Below are 24633 nucleotides of genomic sequence, written 5' to 3'. Positions count from 1 at the left end.
TAGATGCGAAACACAAAGAGTACTTCAAACCACCTGTCACAGATGCAGAAATGCACCTGCGATTTTCTGCATTCTGCGTTACCTCTCGGAGGTGGCGTATGAATATCCCAGAGCAGGGTATCAAGCTGCATGCCGGCAACTTCGCCGCCATCGGTCAGCACCTGCAACCATATCTCAATGACGGCCAATGCTATCGACTCCAGTTAAAGCCATGGAGAGAGAAGCGTAGCCTTAGTCAAAATGCACTTAGCCACATGTGGTACACGGAAATCAGCGAATACCTGATTAAATCCGGCCGCACTGACGCTACCCCTGAGTGGGTCAAGCGCAACCTCAAAAAGACTTACCTAGGCTGCGAGGAAGTCACCTACACCGATTTCATCACCGGCGCCAAAGAAACAACCTGGGAACCTCGCCACACGTCTCAACTCGATACCGGAGAGATGCACATCTTCCTTTGCAAAGTCGAGGCGTGGTGCGCTCAGTTTGGCCTGGCACTGACTATCCCAAGTAACTGCGAATTTCAGCAACTCCGCGAACAACAAGACCAGTAAGGAAAGCATATGGCACTCAAAAGAGACAAATACGACACCATTTTTTCTGAACTGGTTCGCGAACGCGCTAACTGGTGCTGTGAAAGTTGTGGCCGTGATTTCAGCAACAACCGCGCATCACTGCATTGTTCGCACATCAATGGCCGTCGTCACACAGCTACACGCTGGCATCCACTGAACGCGCTGGCCCACTGCGTAGGTTGTCACCGTCGATTAGGTGAAGAGCCGATTCAGTTTGCCCGTCATGCTGAATACGAATATGGCGTGATGACCATAGAACAGGTATCCCGCGCCGCGCTGCACCCGATGAAGATTAAGCCATGGCAGAAAGATGAGCTTTATCAGCACTACAAGCAGGAGTTAGTACGACTCAAGCAGTTACGGATTACTGGCGTGTTAGGGCGTATCGAGTTCACTGCGCCTGACTGGTATCAGCAGAACATAACTTTGCGCATGGGAGAAGCAGCATGAGTCACCACAATACACTCGCCTTGCTTAACTGGTATCGCAGCAAGAACGTAGCCGCTGTCAGGACTCCTGCAGGGATTGTTTTCATGGGCATGCGAAACATTACCTCACAGCAGCGTGAAACTCTTCTGGCGATACCACAAGCAGAGCTTGCATCGGCTCTAAGGTGTCAGCAATGAACCGCACCGATATCGACAACTATCAGCGCTCGTCAGTAGAGCGTGCTACCAGGCTGACTCCTTACGCAAGAAGTGAAATAGCCCGTCTGGATGTTGAGACAGCAGAACTTCAGAAACGCATCGATCGGAACAACGAATTACGCCGTGAAATCATCAACCGCGCAAACATGAACAAGGGGCCGTCAGCATGAAACTGGAACTAACTGCAGATCAACGTTGCTGGATTGATAACTGGCTTCACCTTTGGGGCGCGTGGGCTCAGACCGGTAAAATCGACAAATCGATGATTAACATGATCGCCAAGTTCATGGCGACAGTCGAAGGTGAGCAGTCAAGCCGCCCGATGTGTAGTGATGATGACGGCATGCTGATTGATGCAGTGCTGCGTCATTACCTGAAGAACGTCGATGAAAATGCGTGGCGGGTTATCTTCGCATACTACGTCTGCAACTCCAGCGAGATACGGATCGCCTCATGGCAGCATGAGGTCAGCAAACCGCGCTTGATGAAGACGCGAGCCGGTAACCAGTACAAGCGCCCGAGCCTTTCTACTACACGCAGAGAAGTGAAAGAAACCATCAATGCGGCATTGTTCTGTTTGTACCAACCTTTGCAAAATGCTTTCAACGGTCGTGAAAGTGTGAGGAAAGTTGCAAAAAATGTTCACAACGTGCTTGCATTTCAATGAACAAATGAGCATTATATTTAGTGTAGGTTGCCGTATTTGCGTTTGACCTATCAGAACTCAGAGCCTCGCAATTGCGGGGCTTTTTGCATTCAGGGTCAGAAGCACAGAGGTTGTGCGATCGGCTGTTAACCGATTGGTCGAAGGTTCGAATCCTTCCTGTCCCGCCAAATCCCTACCAGGACCATAAGAGCGAAAGCTCAACGCACTACCCTCATCTTGCCAGCATCGCCGCTGGCTTTTTTATTCGCGCCCATCCATACAGCTAACCACTTACTCCTTGAACGCAATGGGTGAGGCGCTTCTCTACAAACACACAACTCCCGCTTCACTTGCGAGGAGAGAGACTATGAAGATGCCTAACACTCCACATGGATGGGCAGACATCAGCGAAATTCTGGCGTCCTGGTGGCGCGGTGACGTTCCTATCGGTGGCGTCATTATGGCTATCGTGATGGCTGTCCTGCGAATGGCTTATTCTGGCAGCAGCTGGAAAGAAACGTTCTTTGAAGGATTAATGTGTGGCGCACTGGCGCTAACCACATATTCCGCTCTCGATTACTTCGATGTGCCGAAAGCACTCACTGTTGGCATCGGTGGATTTATCGGGTTCGTCGGTGTGAAGAAGCTCAGCACCTTCCTGTCTGGATATGTTGGAAATCGTTTCGGAGGTGGCAATGCAGATAAGCAATAACCAGCGAAAAGCGTTCCTCGATATGCTTGCCTGGTCAGAAGGTACGGATAAGCCAGGGCAGCCAACAAAAAACCACGGATACGATGTGATTGTCGGTGGCTCGCTGTTCACTGATTATTCAGATCACCCGCGCAAGTTAGTAACACTGAATCCGAAACTTAAATCTACGGCAGCCGGTCGATATCAGTTGCTGTCTCGTTGGTGGGATGCCTACCGCAAGCAGCTTGGTCTGAAAGATTTCTCCCCCAAAAGCCAGGACGCAGTGGCATTGCAGCAGATTAAAGAACGCCGCGCGCTGGAGTTAATCGACTCTGGCGACATCCGTCAGGCTATCGATCGCTGCAGCAATATCTGGGCATCACTCCCCGGCGCTGGTTACGGTCAGTTTGAGCATAAGGCTGATAGCCTCATCGCCAAATTCAAAGAGGCTGGCGGTACGGTAAACGAGCCAAAGTCATGAGTCGAGTAACTGCAATCATCATTGCCGTTGTCGTCTGCGTCATCGTGTCGCTTGGCTGGGCGGCTAATCACTACCGCGATAACGCCACAGAATACAAGAAGCAGCGCGATGAGAAAACTCAGGCTCTGAATCTGGCTAACGCCACCATCACCGACATGACAACCCGGCAGCGTGATGTTGCTGCGCTGGATGCCAAATACACGAAGGAACTGGCAGATGCTAAAGCTGAAAATGATGCTCTGCAGCGTAAGCTTGATAATGGTGGTCGGGTGCTCGTCAAAGGCAAGTGTCCAGTGTCAGCCGCAACCCAAACCACCGGCGCCGCCAGCATGGGCGATGATGCCACCGTCGAACTCTCTGCAGTTGCTGGACGAAACGTTCTCGGTATCCGGTCCGGAATCGTCAGCGACCAAACAGCCTTGAGGGCGCTGCAGGAATACATCACCACGCAGTGCCTGAAATAACAGCCTCGCAATAGCGGGGCTTTTTTATACCAGCAGTAAACCGCGCATCGCAGCGCATGACAATCCCGAGTCTTTCAGAAAGCTGAGCCTGAGAACTGCCGTATATGGTGGCGACCATCTCGGGGCGGCTTTTCTGTGCGAACAGGCTCATCTTTCTAAAAGGTAAAAACGCTATGAATAATCCGTCAGTTATTCCGGCCTTCGACTTCCGCGAAATGGTGCAAGCCAAAAACGGAGAGGTCGTCACCACTTCCAGAAAAGTTGCCAAGTACTTCGGCAAGCGACACGGCGATGTGCTCAGGAAAATCGAGCAGGTTAAGTCCGATTGCTCGAGTGAGTTTGGCCAACGCAATTTTGCGTCGGCTGATTATATCGATGAGCAGGGTAAGGTTCGCCCGATGTACAGCCTGACAAAAGATGGCTGGATCATGGTTGTGATGGGATTCACTGGGAGAGCTGCTGCAGCAATCAAAGAGAGTTATATCTCAGCATTCAACTGGATGTCCGAACAACTTAGCCGACGCATGGCGATGGGCGAAGAAATGCAGCACCGCTATGCCATCAAAGAAACACGCTCGAAGCTGAAAGGCACGATCGGCAGTCGTTTAATGAACGAACGCAAGAAGGAAAAGCGCGTCCTGGCACTGGAGCATGAGCACATCATGCAGGTGACGCAGCCAGAATTGTTGATTGGCTGATCGCGACATTACAGCAGGCATTCAATGAGTGCCTGCGATAATGCTATACGTTTGGGGAGTGAATATGCCACCGCGCACACCGAAGGCTTGTCGCGTTCGCGGCTGTCGGAACACCACAACAGACCCGTCTGGCTACTGTGAAAATCACAAAGGTGAAGGCTGGAAGTCCTATAAGCCAGGTCAATCACGACAGCAGCGTGGATACGGAACAAAGTGGGAAGTTATCCGGGAGCGGATACTTAAGCGAGACAAAGGGCTGTGTCAGAACCATCTTCGGCAGGGGATCGTGAAGCAGGCGTCGTGTGTGGACCACATCAAAGCGAAGGCCCACGGCGGTACTGATGAAGACAGCAACCTTGAAAGCCTCTGCTGGTCGTGTCACGCCGCGAAGACCGCGCGTGAGCGGATCGTCAGCCAGATGGATCCTGATATGGTCACGCTGATGGAAGCGAAAGCTGGGTAACCGGCTCAAAATTGAGCTCGTCGCCAAGAGAGCCACTTTCACAACGGCTCTTCATTACAAAGCTCATCTCCTGGTGGGCTTGATAATGATTTGTGTAACCCCGCAAGGATGGTGATCACATCTTGCTGACGGGTAAGCCGTAAGTGGCTAAGCAACATCGTGAGATGGTGGCGACCGCTGCACCTTCAATAATACCAATACCCGGCACCGCGCCGGGAATGTCCGCGCATCGCACGCGCAAAACAAGAGAGTCTTTCAGTCGTGAGCCTGGGGAAACCGTTTCTCTCTGGCGGCTTTCCCGTGCGACAGGCTCACACCTAAAAGGAAATCAAGATGAGTAAAATTTTGTACTGGCATGTGAAGCTATTTCAGCATCATCAGTCATCCCTCATTATGGCAGGTGGCGGAATTAACAAGGTGCAGGTTTTCGGAGGCTACGCAACAGACAAACCTCGTTTTCGCCCTGGCGCTGAATTCGTTATTGAGCTATTCACTGCCCCCGGCACTTTGGAAACCATATCCATCCGTACATGCGGTATCGACAGTATGGTTTGTACTCCGGTTTACGAAGAAGAACCAAAGTCAGCGAACCACATTCACGACCACGCATGTACTAACTGCTTCACTGATAATGGTCCATGCCTTGGTGAATGCAATGTCACAGACACAAACAAAGTCTTATCTTCTTCATTCGAAGAAGTGACAAAGCCGGTAATTAAATGGCTGAATGAAAACTCTAATCCTCATTCCATTATCGTGATTGATCCTACCAGCGCGATTTTCCATACGGGTGAAATCGGGTTCACAACCGAAGAGTATTTACGCGACTGACGGCATTGCAGGAGCCATTCACCAAGTGGCTCCGATAATGTCAAACAGCAGGTGATTCAACATGGCAAAACCGGACTGGGGAGACCTCCAAAAACGGTTCCTGTCCGAGCATGCCAAAACCGGCATTTCCCCAAGAGACTGGTGCGAAGCGCAGGGACTGAATTACTCAAGTGCGAAGCGCTATATCAAGGTTACGAATTACGGTGCGAATTCGCAGAAAGGAAATGCGAAAAAAAGTGCGAATTCGCAGAAGCCTAATAAATCGCAACGTGAGCATAACAAGGCCAAGCCAGAAGAATGCGATTCGCAGGATGGTGAGATTTCCCCAGGCGCGAAACCTATTCGAGGCTCCCGCCACGCTCCACCTATAAAGCCATTCCAGCCTGGCAATCAGTATGCCCTCAAGCACGGTGGATACGGTCGCCGGATGCTGCTATCTGACGCAGTCACTGAAGACGCCCAGGCGCTGACCCTCGACGATGAGCTGTTCTGGTTGAGAGCTGCAAACCTCACGGCGGCAGAGAATATTGGTCGCTGGCGGGAAGAGCTGGAACTGGCCACTGATGATAAAGCGAAAGATTTACACTCGCTAATTTCCGCCGCTGAAAAGGCCATGCACCGCAACACGGCGCGAATAGAGTCTCTGGAGTATACGAAAGGCTCGATCGCCAAGATGCAGGTCGATGCTGCATACCGTGAGGCTGCCACTGAAAAAGTGGAGATGGAAATCGACGTTATGCGTGATGGCGACAGCGATAACGCAATAGTCGTCCATAACACGCTGCCAATACCGGGAAGATGACATGGCTGATATTTACCTCCCAACGCTCCATGACGGGCAGTTAAAGGTCTGGTCTGATTCGTGGGATGATCAGCTTCATGCGGTGCGGTGTGGTCGCCGCTGGGGTAAAACCTTCATGCTTTCCAGTGCGGCTGTAACCTACGCCACCGCACAGTTTAAGCGCCCAGGTATGGATGTCCTGCTCGGCGGGCGGGTTGGTATCTTCACCGCTGAATACCGTCAGTACCAGGAGATTTACGACAAGCTGGAAGAAACCCTACTCCCGCTAAAAAAGAGTTTCAGCCGACAGGAAAAGCGCCTGTTGCTAAAGAATGGCGGGAAAATCGACTTCTGGGTAACCAACGACAACAAACTGGCTGGCCGTGGTCGTGAATACGAAATCATCCTGATCGACGAAGCGGCATTCACCAAATCGCCTGAGATGTTGAAAGAGATATGGCCCAAGTCGATTAAGCCGACGCTGCTGACAACGAGAGGGCGTGCCTACGTCTTTTCAACCCCCGACGGTGTGGACGAAGAAAACTTCTTTTACGCTATCTGCAACAACAAATCGCTGGGTTTCGTTGAGCATCACGCACCAACGTCATCAAACCCGTTCGTTCCGCCGGAAGAACTGGAAAAGGAGCGCGAGAACAACGATCCGCGCGTGTTTCGCCAGGAGTTTATGGCTGAATTCGTGGACTGGTCCGCTGCTTCGCTGTTCGACGTCCGCAAATGGTTTGAGGGTGAAAATCAGGATCAGCCTGTCGATTACCCTGAAACATGTGAAGCGGTATTCGCTGTTCTTGATACGGCGGTTAAGGGCGGGACTGAACATGACGGCACTGCTGTTGTGTTTTATGCCGTGGACACCAGACCCGGCAGGCAGCGCCTGACCATTCTCGACTGGGATGTAGTTCAGATTGACGGTGCGCTTCTTGAAACATGGATGCCGTCTGTATTTGAGCGGCTTAACGCGCTTTCAGGCCAGTGCGTAGCTGTTAACGGTAGCCTGGGTGTTTTCATTGAAGACGCCAGCATGGGCAGCATCCTCCTTCAGAAAGGCGAAAGTCTGGGATGGCCGGTCAATAAAATTGAATCCGCCCTGACCAGCAAAGGCAAGGACGAGCGCGCCATTATGGCCTCCGGTTACCACTACCGCGGCCTGGCGAAAATATCCAGACACGCTTACGAGAAGACAGCCGTCTTCAAGGGCGAAACAGCAAACCATCTGCACAAGCAGGTTTCCCGATTCCACCTTGCCGACAAGAAAGCCCATAAGCGCGCCGATGACCTGCTCGATGATTACACCTACGGGCTGATCATCGCCTTCGGCAGCGGCGACGCAATCTGACGAGAGAACCAATGAACGAAGACGATTTCGAAATCGGCAGCTGCTCTCCAGAGTTGATGGCATTGCTGGACAGCGACGATATTCAGCCAGGCTCCTCGGCTGGGTATCAGGCCTGCAAGACGATTTATCTTTTCCACCCCCTGGGCGGCAAGATGGTAGATCGCCCGATTAAAATGGCGATGAACGAGCCGCGCACCGTGCATGTTGCACAGTCCTATGGTCTTGAGCAGCGCCTGCGTGACGCATTCGAGCGCGAATGGAAAGCGATGGGCGCTAACCAGCACATCGCCAATGCCGCGCGCATCGCCCGAATTTACGGTGTCTCTGCGATTGCCATGCTGGTGGATAACCAGGAGCCGAATGAATCGCTGGACTACCGCACGCTGTACAAGCACAGCGTCAGCTTTAACATCCTGGACCCGATGAACACCGCGGGCAGCATCGTGTTGAATCAGGACCCGAACGCCCAGGACTTCCAGAAAGTCGACGGCATCCGGGTGGCTGGCAAGCCGTATCACAAATCGCGCTGTGTCGTCGTGCAGAACGAGGATCCTATTTATCTAGCTTACAACCCTGCAGCGTTCGGGTTCACCGGCCGCAGTGTGTATCAGCGTGCGCTTTTCCCGCTGAAATCCTTCATTCAGACCATGCGCACTGATGACATGGTTGCGGTTAAAGGCGGACTGCTAATTACCAAAATTGCAGGCGCTGGCGCGGTTGTTAACAAAGTTATGCAGGCGCTGGGTGGATTCAAGCGCATGCTGCTGAAGCGAGGTAAAACTGGTGAGGTCCTGCAGATTGGACCGCAGGATGGTATCGAGTCAATCGATCTGAGCAACCTGGAAAAGCCTCTCGACTCTGCGCGTAAGCACATCCTGGAGAACATTGCCGCCGCCGCCGACATGCCAGCGATCATCCTCAACTCTGAGACATTCGCCCAGGGATTTGGTGAGGGAACTGAAGATGCCCGCGCCGTCGCGGTGTACATCGACAACATCCGTGAGTGGCTGGATCAGCTTTATGCGTTCTTCATCCGTGTGTGCCAGTACCGAGCATGGAGCATTGAGTTTTTCCAGTCTCTTCGCGCCGACTTCCCGGAGCTGAAAAACACCTACAGCGTGTATTTCGCGAGCTGGATAAACAACTTCGAATATCGCTGGCCTTCCTCTCTGAAAGAGCCGGAAAGCGAGAAGGTGAAAGTCGACGAGACGCGCTTTAAGGCGATCGTCAGCATGTTGGAAGTGGTGCTGCCTCAGCTCACAGCGGACCCGGAAAACCGCGCGACGCTTATCGAGTGGGCGTGTGAAAACGCCAACGCCAACGAGAACCTATTCCCTCAGCGGCTTAACCTCGATTACGACTCGCTGAAGGACAACCCTCCACCTGAGCCGCCGAAAGCTGAAGCGCCTGGCGGCGGGATGATGCTATGAACACTTTCACCAGGACAGTGAGAGATGCGGTGAAGTTCTTTCTCCGCAACGGCTATTCGTCCCGTGAAGAGCTGGAGCGCTGGCAGGCGATTATCCGCCAGGCTGCCGAAAGCGAAACATCCGATGACTACATGGAGATGGTCACTCGCAACCTGACGAAAGCATACGACCTGCAGGTTGGGCGCGCTGGCGCACTGAAGCGCCACCAGGGCATATCCAGGTTTACGCTCAACTATCTTGAGCCGAAGCTGCGGACGGAACTGGACAGGCGGATCCTCGCCAGCGCCGACCTAATCCAGCTCAACCGCAAAAAAGCCATCGACACCACACTGTCGCGGTTTAGCGGCTGGGCCAGCAGCATACCCTCTGCCGACAGCATTGCGCTGACCGGCATTCAGGGAACGATGCGGGAGACAGCAGCGCACATTCAGAAGTCCGCCGAGAAGGTGGACTATGAAGCGCGCCGGGTGATGATCGACCAGAACCACAAACTGATAGCCAACATCGACAACGTGATCGCAACCAGCAACAACGCGATTGCAGCGATATGGCACAGTCACTGGCGCAGACCTGGTTACAACTATCGCGAGGACCACAAAGAACGTGACCAGCTTTATTACCTCATTCGCGGTAACTGGGCGCAAAAAAACGGGTACGTGAAGGCCGGTCCAGCCGGTTACCTCGACGGGATTACCCAGCCAGGTGAAGAGGTCTTCTGCGATTGCTATGTGACCTACATCTACAACCTCCGCAGTATTCCAGAATACATGCTGACCCAGAAGGGGCAGAAGTTCATGGAGTCTATGAAGAAAGCAGCATAGGAGCATTACAACGTGGCTATTTTTGGCAGCGGGATAATGTTCCGTCAGGGTAAGTTCGTCTTCCTGATCCAGCGCTCAGATGATGGCACGTGGTGTCAGCCCGGTGGCACGGTCGAACCGGGTGAACTGGCTATTGACGCTGCGCGCCGAGAAGTGATGGAAGAGGTGGGTTATCAGTACGATGGCCAACTGACTCCGCACAGCGTTTACGGCGATTATCTGACGTTTCGCGCCGAAGTGCCGGAGAGGTTCGAGGCGAAGCTTAACGACGAATCGCTGGCAGCCGGATGGTTCCACGTTGACGATCTGCCAAAACCGCTTCATCAGCCATTCGCTGAGATGCTGGCGCAGCAGGCGCTAAATGAAACCGAAGTGGCCGCGCTCATCGCTGACGGGACGCTAAGCAGCCCGCAATTCTTTATCAACATGTGGATGTTCGCCATCCGGGTGACCGGGACAGGGGTTACCTGGCGCTCCGCAGATCAACAGATGGCCTTCCGTAACCCGGACGACTATCTCACCCCAGAGTTTCTCCAGCGAGTTGCCGGTGTACCGCTTATCTGGCTGCACCCGGAGAAAAACAAGCTCGATAGCGATGAATTTGCGAAGCGTGTTATCGGCACCCTGACGAACAGTTGGGTTGCCGATAATGGCGAGGTCTGGGCCATTGCCCGGGTGTACGACGCTGAGGCCGCCGAAATCATGGCGACCAGGCAGCTGAGTACATCGCCAACCGTCACGTACAGCGAAATGCAGGACTCAATCATCAAAATCGACGGTCAGCCTCTATTGGTGGAAGGTTCCCCGGTACTGCTCGACCACGTTGCAATTTGTGAACAGGGCGTATGGGACAAGCTCCTTGCCCCTACTGGTGTTAAATCTGATTCCATTCCAAATGAGGCTGAAATAATGGACGAGGAAAAAATCGTAGCGCTAATCAATAAGGCGATTGACGCACGCATGGCTAAGGCTGACTCAGAAGAAGCAGACCTGAAAGCCAAGGCCGATGCCGAAGAAGCAGCTAAGAAAGAAAAGGCTGATGCTGAGGAAAAAGAGGCCGAAGAGGCGAAAGCCAAAGCTGACGCGGAAGAGAAAGCCGCGAAAGAAAAAGCAGGCGCCGAGGAAAAAGAGAAGGCCGACGCGGAAGAGGCGGAACGTATGGCGAAAGAAAAGGCTGATTCTGAACTGCGTCAGCAGATCGCCGACCTGCGCTCCCGCATCCCAACCGAGCTGAGCGATGAAGAGCGCAACGAAGTCGCCGACGCACAGGTGAAGGCTGACAGCGTTTTCTCATGCTTTGGCAAACGTGCTCCTGTGCCGTTGTCCGGTGAAAAGCCGCTGTCGTACCGCCGCCGCCTGATGATCCAGCTTCAGGAGCATTCGCCTGACTTCAAGTCTGTCGACCTGTCATCTATCGCAGATTCCGCGCTGCTGAATGTGGCAGAAAAACAGATCTACGCCGATGCGCAGAAATCAGCAAGTCTGTCGGTTGGTCCTGGTATGCTGCGCGAAATTAAGCGCGCTGATGCTACTGGTCGCCAGATTAGCACCTTTGAAGGCGATCCTGCTGCCACCTGGGCTCCGTTCCAGTCCGGCAAGCGTCAGGTCACCAGTTTCAACAACCAGGCTTAACGGGAGCTCTCAAGCATGGCTACTTTATCTCTTAACCCGATGGCAACCACGAATGCGCTGGGCTCCTTCGGTGTGCAGTCCGACGGTTATATTCAGGGCGTGGCGCTCGATGACCCGGCCAACCGCTTTAACCTGGCGGCGGGCACTGTGGCGGCAACGGAAACCAAACCTCTCTGGGGAGGTCTGCCGGTTGCTGAGCTTCTGCCTGGTACCAGTTCAAGCCCGCGCGGGTCATTCATCCGTCGCGCTGTGTCTGTTGCTGAACTGGAAGGCTTCACCGTCTTCAATCAGGCTCACAACGGCCTGACCACTCCGCAGTCGCCGGTCCCGCTATACGCCTCCGACATGAGCGTTTCGTACTACCGCCTGGGCTCTAACATGCGCGTGCCGCTGAAAGCCTCTGCGCAGGTTGTTGCGCTGGGCACCAATGGTGCTTCAGTGAAAACGCCGCTGGCCTGGGATTTCGTGAACAATCAGATCACCACCGCGGCGGCGGCAGGTTTCGCTGGCTCAGATATCGCGACAACCGCGGTGACCTATGCCAATGGCGTGGCGACAGCAGTAACCGCTTCAGCTCATGGCCTGACAGCTGGTCAATACGTGAAAATCAGTGGCGTCGCTCCTGCAGCGTACAACGGCACTGTGGTCGTGCTGTCAGTCGTGAACGCAACAACATTCACCTATGCACCGGCAACTGCACCAGGCGGCGCTGCAACCACGCAGGGCACCATCGGCGCAGTTACGCTTTCCGACATCACGCTGCCGGTAAAAGTGCTCGCCATCGAATCAGGCAACTCCAAGACTGTCAGCTATGACAGCGCGACGGGCTTCCTGACCTGGAACAACACCGACAGCTGCGCGCTGGTCTTACTTTAATCGGGAGCTGAATTAAATGGCTGCAATTACCCCCAGCTACACCATCGTCAATCCGTCGTACATCGCGCCGGAGATGATCATTGGTTACCAGCAGGCGTCAGGTGCGTTTGAAACCATCGCCAGCGGTAACCCGCAAGTCCGTCTCGGCGTAGGAGACCAGTACGTCTACATGCGTCGCCTGGACATTCGCACCCAGACTACTTCCAGCCAGTCCGGTAACGGTAACCAGCTGCCGAGCGTTGCGCTGGATGCGAAGATGATTTCCACCCCAACCTACTTGTTCCGCTGCCGTGGTATCTACGATCACCATGACATGGCTGCTGCCGGTAACTGGAACTTTGCACTGCCTGAAGCTCAGCGTCTGGGCATGCGTCAGGGTATTTTCCAACAGCTGCGTTCTGCCCTGCTGTACGGAATGAACCCTGCTGGCGGTGAAGGCCTGTTGAACACCGCTGGCGCGACTACCGAGTCCCTGCCACCGGACAGCAACGGCAACACCACTGTGCTGACCTATGATCACGGCCAGATGGCGGTATATCTGCTTGGCCACGTACAGGCCGCACTGACCCGCACCATGCAGCTGGGCCGCCAGCAGCGTGTTGTTATCCTGGGGCCGCAGCGCGTCCTCGGTGCCATGGAGATTCAGCAGATCGTTCAGCTGACTTCTTACCAGCGCCCTGGTGGTGGTACTGACACCGTCGGAGGCACTGTGAAAGAAGTGCTGAAAGGCGCAAACGTCCAGGTTGACTGGGTGTATGACGATACCCTGATCGGAGCTGGCGCTGGCGGTGCCGACGCGGTGGTGATCACCATCCCTGAGGTCGAAGTGCCAATGGTCAACTCGACTGTGAACACCAACGAATTTGCCAAGCTGACCCCGTCTCTTGCCGCGAACGCGCTGATGTTTACCGACATGGCCGCGCCGCGTGAGATTCCGACGCCGATCGCTGGTGGTGCCATCGATGTTCTGTCCGAAATGCGTTCTACCGCAGGCTGGGCCGTTCGTCCGGAAGCAATCACCATCCTGTCCATGGCGTACAGCGCCTGATCCATTCTTTGAAGTGGTTAAGCCTCTGCCGGGGAAACTCAGCAGGGGATTTTTTACGAGGGTAACCAATGAAACTCTATATCGCTAACACCACCAAACAGCGCCAGATTTTTGCCTACCGCAAGCTTGAGACCGGCCGACTTGTTCAGTTCCCTATTAACCACGGCGAACAAATGATGGTTCTGGATGGTTCAACTGAAGAAGTTGATGCAGTTGTTCAGCATCACCAGGTTTACGGGCTGGTTGACTCAACGAGAATTGATCAGAGCCAGGCGTTTGTCGGCCTGTGCTACAGCCTGAACAAACCTGTTCCGTCGTCGGTAATCGAAAAGGCAATTCGTGATAACGATATTCACCTTACTCGTGGTGCACACGGTCGCCGCCAGGCATCTGTAGCAGCTCTTGATAGCTCTCTGCGTGAAAGTGGCACCGGATATTCCGGTGAGATGGAAGTCAGCGCTGAGCAGGCCAAAGGCCGCGAAGACAATGAAGACACCCAAACGGTTAACGAAAAAATCGTAACTGAGAAATCCGGGAGTAAGAAAAAATGACAACGAGCCTGTCGGGATTTATCGAATTCGTTCGAACTGACATGGGCGTTACCGCCGCGCAGGTTCCCGACGACTCGCCATCTTTCACCCTTGCATATGGCGGCGCGGTTGAGTGGGTAAACCCTGATATCGCGTGCGTCACGCCGAATCTGTACACCGTTGCCGTGTACAACCTGGGCGCGTCTTTCCTGGTCAACTACGGTACCGAATCGGTATTCTCCGAGTTCAGGAAAGAGTATGGCCTGAATAATTTCAAGGCTGGCGTAATTACTGGTGCCGGGGATAACTCAACCAGCGCTCAGCGCCTGGTGCCGGACTTCTTCAAAGATCTGTCGCTGGCTGACCTGCAGATGCTGCAGGACCCGTGGGGACGCCGGTACCTGATGATTGCCCAGCAGTTCGGCAGCCTGTGGGGGCTGTCATGATCACCTTCCATCTTGGGGTGATTGATGTCCCGTATGAGGACGAAAACACCACGACCGGAGACGTCGCCGAGTATCTGGAGGAAAAGTACCAGATCATGCAGACGTTTTTCGACAGGTACAGCAATGACATTGCTGACCTGATGGCGAACGATATGGCCGCGTCGCTTGAGAATATGATGGCCGGAGCACCGCCAGCCAAAGACCCTCTGGCAGAGTCGATGTCCCGGATTCATGACCTGTTTGTCGCCTTCCTCGACAACACAGAAATGAACGGATTACCGGGCGTTCCTACGCGCCGCGCGCTGGACGGTATATCCCGGCGATTCAAGAACAAAAAAGGCCCACCGCGGCCGTCATTCATTGATACCGGAACCTATCAGGCCGCGATGCGCGCATGGGTGAGCGGGGTGCTAAATGCCTTCCCTGGATGAGTTGCAGCAAACTGCAAAAACAGAGCTTAACGCCACGCTGACGCAGGGGCTTGACGACCTGAGCCGCTTTCAGGCGGTCACGTTCACGAAGTATATACGCAAGGTGCTACCCCTCGATGGTTTCGTCTTCTGGGTGAAGGCTTCTGTACTGTCGGACGACCCAAGCAGCGAGCCGGATACGGTAGACGTTAAGGGCTATCTGCACCTGACGACCGAAACCATCCAGGACGATGAGCAACTTTACGACCGGAACGTCGTGACGTTTACCGCTCAGGCGGATATCGACCCGTTCAACGATATCGGATCTGACGTCCTGTATATCGGCGAGTTCTTTGGCCTCCAGTTTTCTTTCTCCCGGCGCACCGGACTGAACGAACCGGCCAATCTCTACCACTACACAGGGGAGGCAATATTCCCCTACATGCGATCGCAGATCATCAACTCTGCCAACGATATCGACCTGTCTGATGTGGTGGTTTCAAGCTCATTGCCGGTATGGCTGACGCTGAATCAGTACATGCCAATGTTCCCGGCCATGCTGTCGACGCAGAACCTGTCACCGCCGTATGCAACGGTGAAGTGCAGCAACACCGCGCCGATCGCCGGGAGCTTTTACCTCGATGAGCAGCAGAATCAGTATCAGCTGGTTTCTGAGGATGTGACGATCTCCATCACTGGCCTGCGCAATGCCGGGGTTGAGGATTTCCTGAGGTACGTACAGCAGTACACGCTCGGCGATGACTCGGAAATGGGCGTGATGAATATCCCGGTAGTTCAGGACGAGCGCGTCACGCAGAACGAGCTGAATATCATTGCCATGAGAAAAACCATTAAGTTCAAAGTCAACTATTACCAGCAGCGCATGCGGAACGTCGCGCGCAAGCTGATCACGTCAGCGATTCCGTCCATTTACCCGGAGAAATAAATAAATGGCAATTGTTAACATTAACGTCTCGGTGACTAATCCACCGAAGCCCTCTCAACTGCTCAAATCCGGCGCGATGATCTCCATGGGCGGAACAACCCTGGCGGCAGGTGAGTATCAACTACTGACGACTAAAGATGATCTGAAGGATATCACCTCATCAGCCAAGACCATTTCAACGATTACTTGGACAACTGGTGTTGTTACCGTGACCCTTTCAGCAGCTCATGGATGGAACATTGGCGACACTATCCCACTGGTTGTCTCTGGCGTTACCCCATCAGCATATAACCGCGCCGTAACAGCCACCGTGACCACATCTACCGCCTTCACTTATCCGCTGGCAACAGACCCGGGAACGGCAACAGTCATGGGTTCAGTTAAATCCGTGGCAGCAAACGAAATCATCGAAATGAACACCACGTTCTGGTCCCAGGGAACGACCCGTGCGGTATATGTCCTGGAGTTGGGTGATGTGTCCGTTGCTGATGCTGTAGCCGCGCTGTCAGACTTCATCGATGAAGATATCTCTCTGGGAAACACCTACCAGAAATTCTTCTCGTACCTGGTGCCGCGCGAATGGGACGGTGAGCCGACGTTCAAGACCCTGACGGGCCTGTATACCAGCCCGGCGTCACTGGTTTATTTCTTCGTTACCACTACGATAGCCACTTACCCGGCGTGGGTCGCCACCAAAAACAAATCTGTGATTGCAGGTGTGGAGTCGACAAATATCCCTGCAGGTGAGTTTTCCATGGCGTTCCCGTTCCAGTCCTCTCTGGCAAACGACCCTGGATCGTCAAACATGGTGCCGCCGATGGCGTACCGCTTTGGCTACGGCGTAACCGAGTACCCGGTAGAAGGCAATGGCACATTGCTGAAGACACTACAGGATAACAGCATCAACTACGTCGGAACCGCTGCAGAAGGTGGGCTGAGCAACAAAATGCTGGTGGCTGGACATATGCTGGATGGTAATCCGTTTAACTACTGGTATGCAGTGGCCTGGACTGCGATCAACCTTGAGCTAGATCTGGCTAACGAGGTTATCAATGGATCCAACACCACTGTTAACCCGCTGTACTACGAGCAGAACGGCATCGACCGTCTGCAACGCCGGGCCCTTAAAACGCTGCGCAACGGAGTCAGTTACGGACTGATCCTCGGACGTGTGATTGGTACTGGCCTGACTCAGGAAGACTTCAACACTGAGTACGAGAAAGGAACGTATGCCGGTAATGCTGTCATCAACGCCGTTCCGTTCTCGAATTACACCAGCCTGAATCCGTCAGACTATGCCGCTGGCAAATACAATGGTCTGAGCGCCGTAATGACACCGCGCCGCGGATTCGAATCCATCACGTTTAACGTGAACGTAACCAACTTTGTAGGGGCGTAAAAAATGGCAAACCCATTAGTACCGCAGGGATTCCTCAATCGTGTACGCGGAGCGGTATCGGTAACTGACGTGCCTGCGCTGAACATCACCGCCTCTTATCTTGGCAAGGACGGGATCAGCATTCGTCCTGATGACGCAGCAACGGATATCATCCCGACGATGACCGGAACCGTTGGCAGTCAGGCTCCATATCAGCAGGTGACCGTCACCGTTCATCTGCTCCGTACCCAGGGACTTAGTGACAGCTACAAAAACCGTTTCGCCACCAATACGTCGCTTGGGGAGGTGGTTATCACCCCTGATGCGAACACGCTGAGCAATTTCACCGTGCTTAACGCTTATCTGGTCAACTTCAACGAACTGCCGTTTACCGGCATGGATGCCGGGTATGTGGTGACTATCAGCGGTTATATCCTGGCTAACGACAACATGTGGATCTGATTGTGAAAATTGACAAAAAGCTCAACCTGGTAACAAACATCACTCGGGAAGATGGGTCAATCGTGTATCTGCATGTGACTCCATTCCCGTATGAAGTGGTTGAAGAGCATTGCCTGCTGCTGGGCAATCTTTTCACCAACTTTATCTCTCAGGTCGGAGGACTGGGCGCGGCGCGGGTCGCTGCGATGATGCTCCGTAAAAAGCTCAAGCGCGAGCAGGAGTTAAGGGACGAGACTAACCATCCAGACCAGCAATCCCAGCAGGTTCAGCAGACTCCAACCATCGTTGACGAGATCCAGCGCCTTACTTCAGTGGTCTGGAATGACGGCGGTATTTGGAAAACGACATCATTCGACGCCGCGATGAAGCAGGGGATTATCTCTCCCGATGAATATCGCGAAGTAGAGGGCGAAGTGGTTTTTTTTATGGTTACCTCTGCCATTCAGAAGTCACATCTGATCGCGCCGACAGTGGGAACTGTGCTCGATATGTTCGGTGGGCAACTCAAATCATTAAGCGTTACGGCGTTCCGAGATTCATTGCAGACGTCGAATCCGCCTACCGATACCCAGACCCAGAATGCCCAGCCGGAAACGTCATATATACCCTCTTAGACTGGGCGTCGAATGAGGGATTCTGGCGGGTGATAAGGGAAATCACCGGCGAAGAATTCGCCAGCCCGGCGCAGTACCGCCAGCGTTACATCATTTCCGCGCTAAAAGACAGGGGTTCCTTCAATGGTGGCTAAGTCTATTGTCGATATTGACGTAAATGACGACAAGTTTGTCGCGTTTATGGAGAAGTTTAAGGAATATCAGGCCGCACTTGAGGAACTCCCTGAAGCATGGCGAGGACTGGTGCAGGGCACCACGGATGCCACCAAAGAGACGGCGAAAGCGAAAACAGAGGGCGACCTTCTGGCTAAGGCATTTTCTGAGGGGGCAAACGCGATTCTGTCGATAAATAGTGGACTGGAACGGCTCACTGACAGTCTGGATAGGGCGAATAAAAGTCAGGATGACTTCAACAAGAAAACCCGATCATCAAAGGGGTTTTTTAGTGACGCGAAGAAGGACGCAAAATCACTGGCTGGCCATATCAAGGACGCGACAGTAAGCCTGCTCTCATGGGGCGGTATTGTCGGCCTGTTCACTGGAGTGTTGGGGGTCGGTGGGCTATTCGGCATTAACCGACTGGCAGCCACAACCGGTTCTCAGCGATTCACATCCCTCGGGATCGGGACAAGCATTGGTGAACTTGACTCTACAGCCATTAACTACCAGAAGGCACTCGGCAACCCGACTGGGACGCTTGGTGCCATTCGCGACAGCCAGATGGATCTGTCTAAGCGCTGGCAGTTTCAGGCTATGGGGATCAATAACCCAGACCAGGACCCAGCTAAACTCCTGCCGCAGTTGATTCGGAATGCTCGAGATATCTTTGTCAAAAACGGGAGCACCCTACAGGGGGCAAACGCTTATGGCCTAACGAACTTCTTCAGTCTGGATGACCTGAATCGTTTTAAAAACATGAGCGATGAAGAAATCGATGCTATGGAACGGCGGGCGCAAAAGGATGCAAGGTTACTTCAAATCACCGATCAGCAGGCTCGACAGTGGCAGGATTTCAACGTACAGCTCGATTACAGTAGTCAGAGCATAAGAAATACATTTGTACGAGGTCTTGGACCTCTAGCCCCGCAACTGAGCAAGCTTTCTGACGCGCTGGCCGGTGCCATTGATACGGTACTGCAGTCTCCAGAACTGGGTAAGTGGATTGACGGGCTGGCTGGAGGCATAGAGCGCTTCGGAAATTACCTGGCGTCTCCCGAGTTCACCAAGGACGTTGACAGCTTCATGGCTGGCATTGAAAAGCTTGGGTCCCTCATTGGGAAGGTTTACGACTGGGTTGTGGGTAAAACTGACATCTCCGTATCGGATGTGACTTCCGGATCATCAATACTGAGCGACAAGAAAGTCACAGACCCTAAGACCGGGCAGAACTACACGCCTGGCTCTGAAGATGACCCACGGGTTTGGGGATGGTTGAAGGGTGTTAAGCGCTTCTTCTCCAGTGGCGATATTAAGCCTGTAGACCCAACCCCTGCTGATGTCTCTGCGAAAGGCAGGACGATCGCCGACCGTTTCAATAACCCGACCAACCTACGATGGGCAGATGGGTACGGCACACACAACACTCAGAGCGGAAAATTTGCCGTTTTCCCTACGCTCGATGAGGGCGTACTGGCGTCGGCGAAGCAACTGCAAATTTATGGCACCCGCGGTATCAATACCGTCAGCGATATAGCGAAAAAATGGGCTCCGTCTAACGAGAACGATACGGTGGAGTACATTCGCCACGTCGTCAAAACGACCGGGCTTGGCGCTAACGATAAGTTGAATCTCAACGACCCTGCGATTCTGGCAAAACTCATTTCCGCTATGTCAGCGAAAGAGGGAGCTGGAAACCGGGTTAGCGAGGGCGCTGTTATCCAGATATTCAACAACACAGGCGGCAATGCCATCGTTTCATCATCACAGCTTGGAGTGACTGGATAATGGCATTTACTCGCGAACTCTACCGGCTCGGGTTTGAAATATCCCCGGTTATCCTCTGCAATGGAGTTGCGGAGTCTATACCCGGCGGCATGCTGCCCATAGTGGCGCTCACCCAGAGCGCCAGCTTTGTTACCGGACTGATCGGCGGGGCAATCAACCTTACCGATCTGGACAAATATTTCTGTCACTGGCGGCCTGTTCAGGGCGCAACGATGGTTGACTACGACATAGCTCGTTATCCATTTGCTAACCAGACTGTTGCGGCCAACGCGCTTCTTTCCCAGCCTCTGAGGGTAAGCCTGATGATGGATGCACCAGTGAACGAGAATACTGGTGCCATGACTAAACTGGTAACGCTAAGTTCTCTGCAGGCGGTGCTTCAGGCGCATGCCAACCTGGGCGGAACTTACATCGTGGCCACGCCATCAATCATCTACAACAACTGTATCCTGAAAACGGTTAAGGACAACTCATCCGGCAACGATCCGCTACCTCAGCGGTCTTGGATCTGGGATTTCGAACAGCCACTGATTACTGAAACCGCTGCTGACCAGGTAGTAAACAGCTTCCTCAGCAAAATTGACGGAGGCGACAAAAACAATAGCAGCGCATGGACAAACACCGTCAGCGCACTCGGTAACACATCGCTTGGCGGATCAGTTACTGAGGCGATTACGGGGGTAATTGGCAAGCTGCAGGGGGTATTTGGCATATGAGCACCGTCAATTACCCGTTTACCGGGCTTGAGAGTAAAAGTATGACGTTCTCACCAGTTCTAGACGGAACGGTCTACACCTGCCAGATGAAATGGAACATCGCCGCTCAGCGCTGGTATTTGCTGATAACTAACAGCGCCGGGAACTCGGTGCTGAACACCGCTGTTGTTGGTTCATCATCTTCAAAAGGTATAAACCTCCTGAATGGGGTATTCACATCTACAACCATGATCTGGCGTGAAAAAAACGGGCAGATTGAGGTAACGAGCTGATGCGCTATTACGAAATTAACATTTTTGATGGCGATACCTTAATCCAGCAATACTCCAGCCTGAAGAACGGAGTCTATAACCCAGGCGCGCTGATGGTGGAATTCGACATTATGCGCTTTGGCGAATCAACGCCAGCAGGGGAAACCCATCTTACAGTCTGGGGGATTGGGCCAAAAGACATGCAGCAGGCCAGGCAGAATCTCTACGGTAAGAGAATTCAGATCTTTGCCGGGATGTCTAAAGGTCTGCCATTGGCGGGAGTATGGGATAAAAAACTTGCCATAGAGGGAACCATTTTTCAGGTGTTCGGCAACTGGCAGGGCACAGAGCTGCGACTGGACTTCATCATTGTTGCGGGTCCGGTTAATGCCACCACCCGTGGTCAGATGGTTCCTCTTCAGTTAACCATGCCATGGTCGATGGGGCAGAAACTTTCCTCTGCGCTGACACAATGTGTCATGACGATGGGGGGATTTACACCGAACATAAGCATCAGCGACAGGCTGACGCTGAATTACGATCGCCCAATGTTTTGCGGATCCCTCGCTGATCTGGCAAAAAACCTGAGGGCGTTTTCATTATCGCGCATCAAAGACCCGGGCTACACGGGGGTGGAAATCGCCGTGGTAAATGGCAATGAAATCCGGGTGTGGGATAACGACTACGCCAATCACCCGGATCAGAGTTCAAAAACCGGCGCGACGGAAAGAAGCAAAAATCCTATCCAGATAAATTTCAATGACCTCGTCGGTCAGCCAACATGGATCAGTTTTGGCGTCGTCAGCGTCATCTGCGTTATGCGCGCAGATCTGCAGACTGGCGACCACATCCTGATGCCAGAAAAGGCCAGGCCTATGATTCAGGCGTCTTCTTACTCCCAGTTTCGTGACGACTCGGCATTTAACGGTGAATTTGTCGTGCAATCGGTGAGGTTACTTGGTAACAGCAGGCAGCCAACAGCTGAAGCGTGGATCACTGTGATTGAGGCATACCCGGCGGAGGCGGTTAAGACAAAATGAGTGTTGACCAGAAGCTAAATTTCGGGCGGAACATGAACAGGTTCGCTGAGCAGAAGTTTAATGAGGCGTTCCAGGCAGCTGGGAAGATACTTCCAGCCAGCATTGTTGAGCAGAAAGGCAATATGGTCACGGTGGCTTTCGAGCTGCATGACACGCCATACGTTTTCCCGAATGTCACCATTCCGCTTTTCGGACCACAGTACATCCGCTATCCGATGCAGCCAGGTGATAAAGGCATTGTCATCCCTGCTGACACCTATCTCGGCGGCGTCAGCGGGCAGGGTGGCGGCATTGCCGACCTCACGCCACCTGCGAACCTGAGCGCTCTGGTATACCTACCGATAAGCAACACCGAATGGGAAGCCGTAGACGGGAACGTTGTCACTATCTACGGTCCTGAGGGCGTGACTATCCGTGACCAGGGAAGTAACACGACGTTTATGTTAACGCCTGCCAGCGTAACAATCGCTGCCATGGATCAGTTTAAGGTCACAGTCGGAAGCACCGTCCTAACCCTTACACAGGGCATGTGGAGCATCACTGGAGATGCTGGCAATCTGCAGGACTCAACAGCTAGCACCAGTCCAGCGATCATGCATTCCGGATGGGAGTCCCTGGTTGCATGGCTGAATACTCACCAGCATTCAAACGGTAATGGCGGTTCAAACACTGGCTCTCCAACTACCACTTTCAACGGGAATATCACGCAATGAGAACCTACGGAAGAGACGAAAATGGTAATTGGGTCTTGGTGGTTCCGGATGAAAATGGCTTCAACGATTCAATTTACCTGACTACGCTGATCCAGAATCTGAAGTTGGCACCTCAGGAATCACCATTTTTTGCAAATAATGGCATTCCGGCGCAGAGCTCCGTCATTCAGCAGGTACTTCCAACCTACTATGTTGACAGGCTTCAACGGCAATTTAGCCAGTATTTCTCATCTCTGCAGATCGCCCTGGTGAGCGATGACCCACCCGTATACAACATTTCGGCGATAACGAACGCCGGTTCAAAAATTATCACAACGGTGAACGTATGAGTGATTTGTCCGTTAGCTATGACGCAGCCGGTCCCGTGCCGAAAACATCAGAAGAGCTTCGCGCCGATCTTGTTTCAAGAGCAACTGAGTTATCACCGGGTATCACGACAGATCTTCCTGGTTCATTGATTGAGGATATCGTAGGTACCGACGTTGGCGCGCTGCTTATTGCAGATCAAATCCGCGTCGACCTCATCAACTCCGTAGGTCCGCTGAAAGCGAATAAGTACATGCTGAACCTCCTGGCGCAGCAGTCAGGAATTAGCGAGCAAAAAACCGATGGGTCGACTACCGTTCCGGTGACGTTCTCGGGACCTGCGGGATTCGTAATCCCCCAGGGTTTTCTGGTCAGCGACGGAACGTACACCTACCAGATCGCCGATGCGACAGTGGTCCTTTCTTCAGGTGTCAGTTCAATGGTAACAGCTATTGCAACGAATACGGGTTCGTGGGCTGTTCCCGTAGGATCAGTTAACCAGATACTTACCAGTCTTCCCTCGGACATTACCATGACCTGTACAAACCCTGTAGCCGGTACGCCTGGTGGCACACCTGAAACAAACTACGAGTTTCGCGAGCGTGTCTGGGAAGGTCAGATGTCCACCGTTCAGGGGTATCCTGGATTTATCCGTCAGAAGCTTACTGACCTGAGCAATGTTCATGCCCGGCTGGTTTCTGTGGTTCAGAGCGGTAATGCATGGATTGTGATGTGTGGCGGCGGTGATATCTATGAAATGGCCGGTGCAATTTACAAATCTGCAGGTGACATCAGCAGATTAAAAGGCACTGATCTGAATATTACAGGCATCACTAACGCAAATCCTGGAGTTGTCACGACCGATATCACTCATGGATTCAGCTCAGGGCAGGTTATTAACATCACAGGAGTTACCGGTATGAGCGGAATTAATAACGTTCCGCTGACCATTACTGTGTTGGGCCCTCACACTTTCTCTATAGGCATCAACACCGATTCATCAGGTACATGGACAGGTGGGGGTATAGTCACGCCGAATCTGAGGAATAACACAGTAACGATAAATGACTGGCCGGATAATTATGTGATTCCATTCGTCATACCGTTGCAGCAATTGGTAACGATAAAGTTTGAATGGGCCACGGAAAGCGCAAACTATCTGACTGACGCGACTATCGCCTCGCTGGTGTCGCAACCGGTTATCAACTATGTGAACGGGATATTCGCTGGGAAGCCGATGAACATCAATAACGTTAAGGATGTTTTCCTTCAGTCAGTAAACAGCACGCTGGACATGAGTCTGATATCTACTCTGAACGTTATTGTTACTGTGAATGGCGTTATCACGAACGTGGATGCCGGGACCAATATTATCAGTGGAGATCCTTACAGCTACTGGTTTATCGCATCTGACGGGGTCATTGTAGACGGAGTTTAAT

Annotated in this window: 31 protein-coding genes and 1 tRNA gene; all 32 read left to right on the top strand. The window is 53.0% G+C overall.

The features are described 5' to 3' along the window. The first annotated feature begins 98 nt into the window (after positions 1-98). Entirely contained in the window at positions 99-554 is a 456-nt protein-coding gene (locus OGW44_RS03915) for a YbcN family protein (RefSeq protein WP_278085696.1), read from the top strand. A 9-nt stretch (positions 555-563) separates the two neighbouring features. Next, positions 564-1025 (top strand): hypothetical protein, encoded by a 462-nt coding sequence (locus OGW44_RS03910; protein ID WP_185654533.1) that lies wholly within the window; start codon positions 564-566, stop codon positions 1023-1025. 172 nt (positions 1026-1197) lie between these two features. Next, entirely contained in the window at positions 1198-1392 is a 195-nt protein-coding gene (locus OGW44_RS03905) for a hypothetical protein (protein WP_185654534.1), read from the top strand. Beyond that, positions 1389-1889 (top strand): antiterminator Q family protein, encoded by a 501-nt coding sequence (locus tag OGW44_RS03900; protein WP_185654535.1) that lies wholly within the window; start codon positions 1389-1391, stop codon positions 1887-1889. The genes OGW44_RS03905 and OGW44_RS03900 overlap by 4 nt, the downstream gene beginning before the upstream one ends. 92 nt (positions 1890-1981) lie before the next feature. Continuing rightward, positions 1982-2056, top strand: a tRNA-Asn gene (locus OGW44_RS03895). A gap of 179 nt (positions 2057-2235) precedes the next feature. Beyond that, positions 2236-2580 (top strand): phage holin, lambda family, encoded by a 345-nt coding sequence (locus OGW44_RS03890; RefSeq protein ID WP_185654536.1) that lies wholly within the window; start codon positions 2236-2238, stop codon positions 2578-2580. Beyond that, positions 2564-3040 (top strand): glycoside hydrolase family 24 protein, encoded by a 477-nt coding sequence (locus OGW44_RS03885; protein ID WP_185654537.1) that lies wholly within the window; start codon positions 2564-2566, stop codon positions 3038-3040. The genes OGW44_RS03890 and OGW44_RS03885 overlap by 17 nt, the downstream gene beginning before the upstream one ends. Then, positions 3037-3504 carry a lysis protein gene (locus OGW44_RS03880; protein WP_185654538.1) on the top strand — a complete coding sequence of 156 codons (468 nt, stop codon included), beginning with the start codon at positions 3037-3039 and terminating at the stop codon, positions 3502-3504. Before OGW44_RS03885 ends, OGW44_RS03880 begins: the two co-directional genes overlap by 4 nt. Before the next feature lie 173 nt (positions 3505-3677). Then, positions 3678-4202: a Rha family transcriptional regulator gene (locus OGW44_RS03875; protein ID WP_181562128.1), complete on the top strand. Its 525-nt coding sequence runs from the start codon at positions 3678-3680 to the stop codon at positions 4200-4202. Positions 4203-4266: 64 nt separating this feature from the next. After that, complete coding sequence (locus OGW44_RS03870; RefSeq protein WP_185654539.1) at positions 4267-4665, top strand: HNH endonuclease; 399 nt, start codon at positions 4267-4269, stop codon at positions 4663-4665. A 333-nt stretch (positions 4666-4998) separates the two neighbouring features. Beyond that, positions 4999-5496, top strand: a complete 498-nt coding sequence (locus tag OGW44_RS03865) for a hypothetical protein (protein WP_185654540.1) — start codon at positions 4999-5001, stop codon at positions 5494-5496. Between the two features lie 61 nt (positions 5497-5557). Further along, the gene (locus OGW44_RS03860) at positions 5558-6298 is read left to right on the top strand and encodes a hypothetical protein (protein ID WP_185654541.1); all 741 of its coding nucleotides are present in this window, start codon (positions 5558-5560) and stop codon (positions 6296-6298) included. A gap of 1 nt (position 6299) precedes the next feature. Further along, positions 6300-7631 (top strand): terminase large subunit domain-containing protein, encoded by a 1332-nt coding sequence (locus OGW44_RS03855; RefSeq protein WP_185654542.1) that lies wholly within the window; start codon positions 6300-6302, stop codon positions 7629-7631. Between the two features lie 11 nt (positions 7632-7642). Then, complete coding sequence (locus OGW44_RS03850) at positions 7643-9061, top strand: anti-CBASS protein Acb1 family protein (RefSeq protein ID WP_185654543.1); 1419 nt, start codon at positions 7643-7645, stop codon at positions 9059-9061. Then, entirely contained in the window at positions 9058-9882 is an 825-nt protein-coding gene (locus OGW44_RS03845) for a hypothetical protein (RefSeq protein ID WP_185654544.1), read from the top strand. The genes OGW44_RS03850 and OGW44_RS03845 overlap by 4 nt, the downstream gene beginning before the upstream one ends. 12 nt (positions 9883-9894) lie before the next feature. After that, positions 9895-11514 carry an NUDIX domain-containing protein gene (locus OGW44_RS03840; RefSeq protein ID WP_185654545.1) on the top strand — a complete coding sequence of 540 codons (1620 nt, stop codon included), beginning with the start codon at positions 9895-9897 and terminating at the stop codon, positions 11512-11514. A 15-nt stretch (positions 11515-11529) separates the two neighbouring features. Then, positions 11530-12390 (top strand): hypothetical protein, encoded by an 861-nt coding sequence (locus OGW44_RS03835; protein WP_185654546.1) that lies wholly within the window; start codon positions 11530-11532, stop codon positions 12388-12390. 16 nt (positions 12391-12406) lie between these two features. Next, positions 12407-13438, top strand: coding sequence for a DUF2184 domain-containing protein (locus tag OGW44_RS03830; protein WP_185654547.1), 1032 nt, complete (start codon positions 12407-12409; stop codon positions 13436-13438). 68 nt (positions 13439-13506) lie between these two features. Continuing rightward, entirely contained in the window at positions 13507-13989 is a 483-nt protein-coding gene (locus OGW44_RS03825) for a hypothetical protein (protein ID WP_185654548.1), read from the top strand. Beyond that, the gene (locus OGW44_RS03820; protein WP_185654549.1) at positions 13986-14414 is read left to right on the top strand and encodes a hypothetical protein; all 429 of its coding nucleotides are present in this window, start codon (positions 13986-13988) and stop codon (positions 14412-14414) included. The genes OGW44_RS03825 and OGW44_RS03820 overlap by 4 nt, the downstream gene beginning before the upstream one ends. Then, positions 14411-14845, top strand: coding sequence for a hypothetical protein (locus OGW44_RS03815; RefSeq protein WP_032656020.1), 435 nt, complete (start codon positions 14411-14413; stop codon positions 14843-14845). Before OGW44_RS03820 ends, OGW44_RS03815 begins: the two co-directional genes overlap by 4 nt. Then, positions 14829-15770, top strand: a complete 942-nt coding sequence (locus OGW44_RS03810; protein WP_185654550.1) for a hypothetical protein — start codon at positions 14829-14831, stop codon at positions 15768-15770. Before OGW44_RS03815 ends, OGW44_RS03810 begins: the two co-directional genes overlap by 17 nt. A 4-nt stretch (positions 15771-15774) precedes the next feature. After that, positions 15775-17169, top strand: coding sequence for a hypothetical protein (locus OGW44_RS03805; RefSeq protein WP_185654551.1), 1395 nt, complete (start codon positions 15775-15777; stop codon positions 17167-17169). Between the two features lie 3 nt (positions 17170-17172). After that, complete coding sequence (locus OGW44_RS03800; protein WP_185654552.1) at positions 17173-17610, top strand: hypothetical protein; 438 nt, start codon at positions 17173-17175, stop codon at positions 17608-17610. A gap of 2 nt (positions 17611-17612) precedes the next feature. Continuing rightward, positions 17613-18224 carry a hypothetical protein gene (locus OGW44_RS03795; protein WP_185654553.1) on the top strand — a complete coding sequence of 204 codons (612 nt, stop codon included), beginning with the start codon at positions 17613-17615 and terminating at the stop codon, positions 18222-18224. Positions 18225-18347: 123 nt separating this feature from the next. Continuing rightward, positions 18348-20168, top strand: coding sequence for a hypothetical protein (locus OGW44_RS03790; protein ID WP_185654554.1), 1821 nt, complete (start codon positions 18348-18350; stop codon positions 20166-20168). Next, positions 20168-20884, top strand: coding sequence for a hypothetical protein (locus OGW44_RS03785; protein ID WP_185654555.1), 717 nt, complete (start codon positions 20168-20170; stop codon positions 20882-20884). The genes OGW44_RS03790 and OGW44_RS03785 overlap by 1 nt, the downstream gene beginning before the upstream one ends. Further along, a complete protein-coding gene (locus OGW44_RS03780) occupies positions 20881-21156 on the top strand; it encodes a hypothetical protein (protein ID WP_185654556.1) in 276 nt (91 codons plus the stop codon). The genes OGW44_RS03785 and OGW44_RS03780 overlap by 4 nt, the downstream gene beginning before the upstream one ends. Then, positions 21156-22175: a hypothetical protein gene (locus OGW44_RS03775; RefSeq protein WP_185654557.1), complete on the top strand. Its 1020-nt coding sequence runs from the start codon at positions 21156-21158 to the stop codon at positions 22173-22175. The genes OGW44_RS03780 and OGW44_RS03775 overlap by 1 nt, the downstream gene beginning before the upstream one ends. After that, positions 22172-22888: a hypothetical protein gene (locus OGW44_RS03770; RefSeq protein ID WP_185654558.1), complete on the top strand. Its 717-nt coding sequence runs from the start codon at positions 22172-22174 to the stop codon at positions 22886-22888. Before OGW44_RS03775 ends, OGW44_RS03770 begins: the two co-directional genes overlap by 4 nt. Continuing rightward, on the top strand, positions 22885-23217 hold the full coding sequence (locus OGW44_RS03765) for a hypothetical protein (protein WP_185654559.1): 333 nt from the start codon (positions 22885-22887) through the stop codon (positions 23215-23217). The genes OGW44_RS03770 and OGW44_RS03765 overlap by 4 nt, the downstream gene beginning before the upstream one ends. Beyond that, positions 23214-24632, top strand: coding sequence for a ubiquitin-activating E1 FCCH domain-containing protein (locus OGW44_RS03760; RefSeq protein WP_185654560.1), 1419 nt, complete (start codon positions 23214-23216; stop codon positions 24630-24632). Before OGW44_RS03765 ends, OGW44_RS03760 begins: the two co-directional genes overlap by 4 nt. Position 24633: the final 1 nt, after the last annotated feature.

Source organism: Citrobacter sp. Cb023 (genome assembly GCF_030336805.1).
Classification (GTDB): Bacteria; Pseudomonadota; Gammaproteobacteria; order Enterobacterales; family Enterobacteriaceae; genus Citrobacter; species Citrobacter braakii.
The sequence above is the reverse complement of the archived record's forward strand: the minus strand, read 5'-3'. Positions and strand labels throughout refer to the sequence as shown.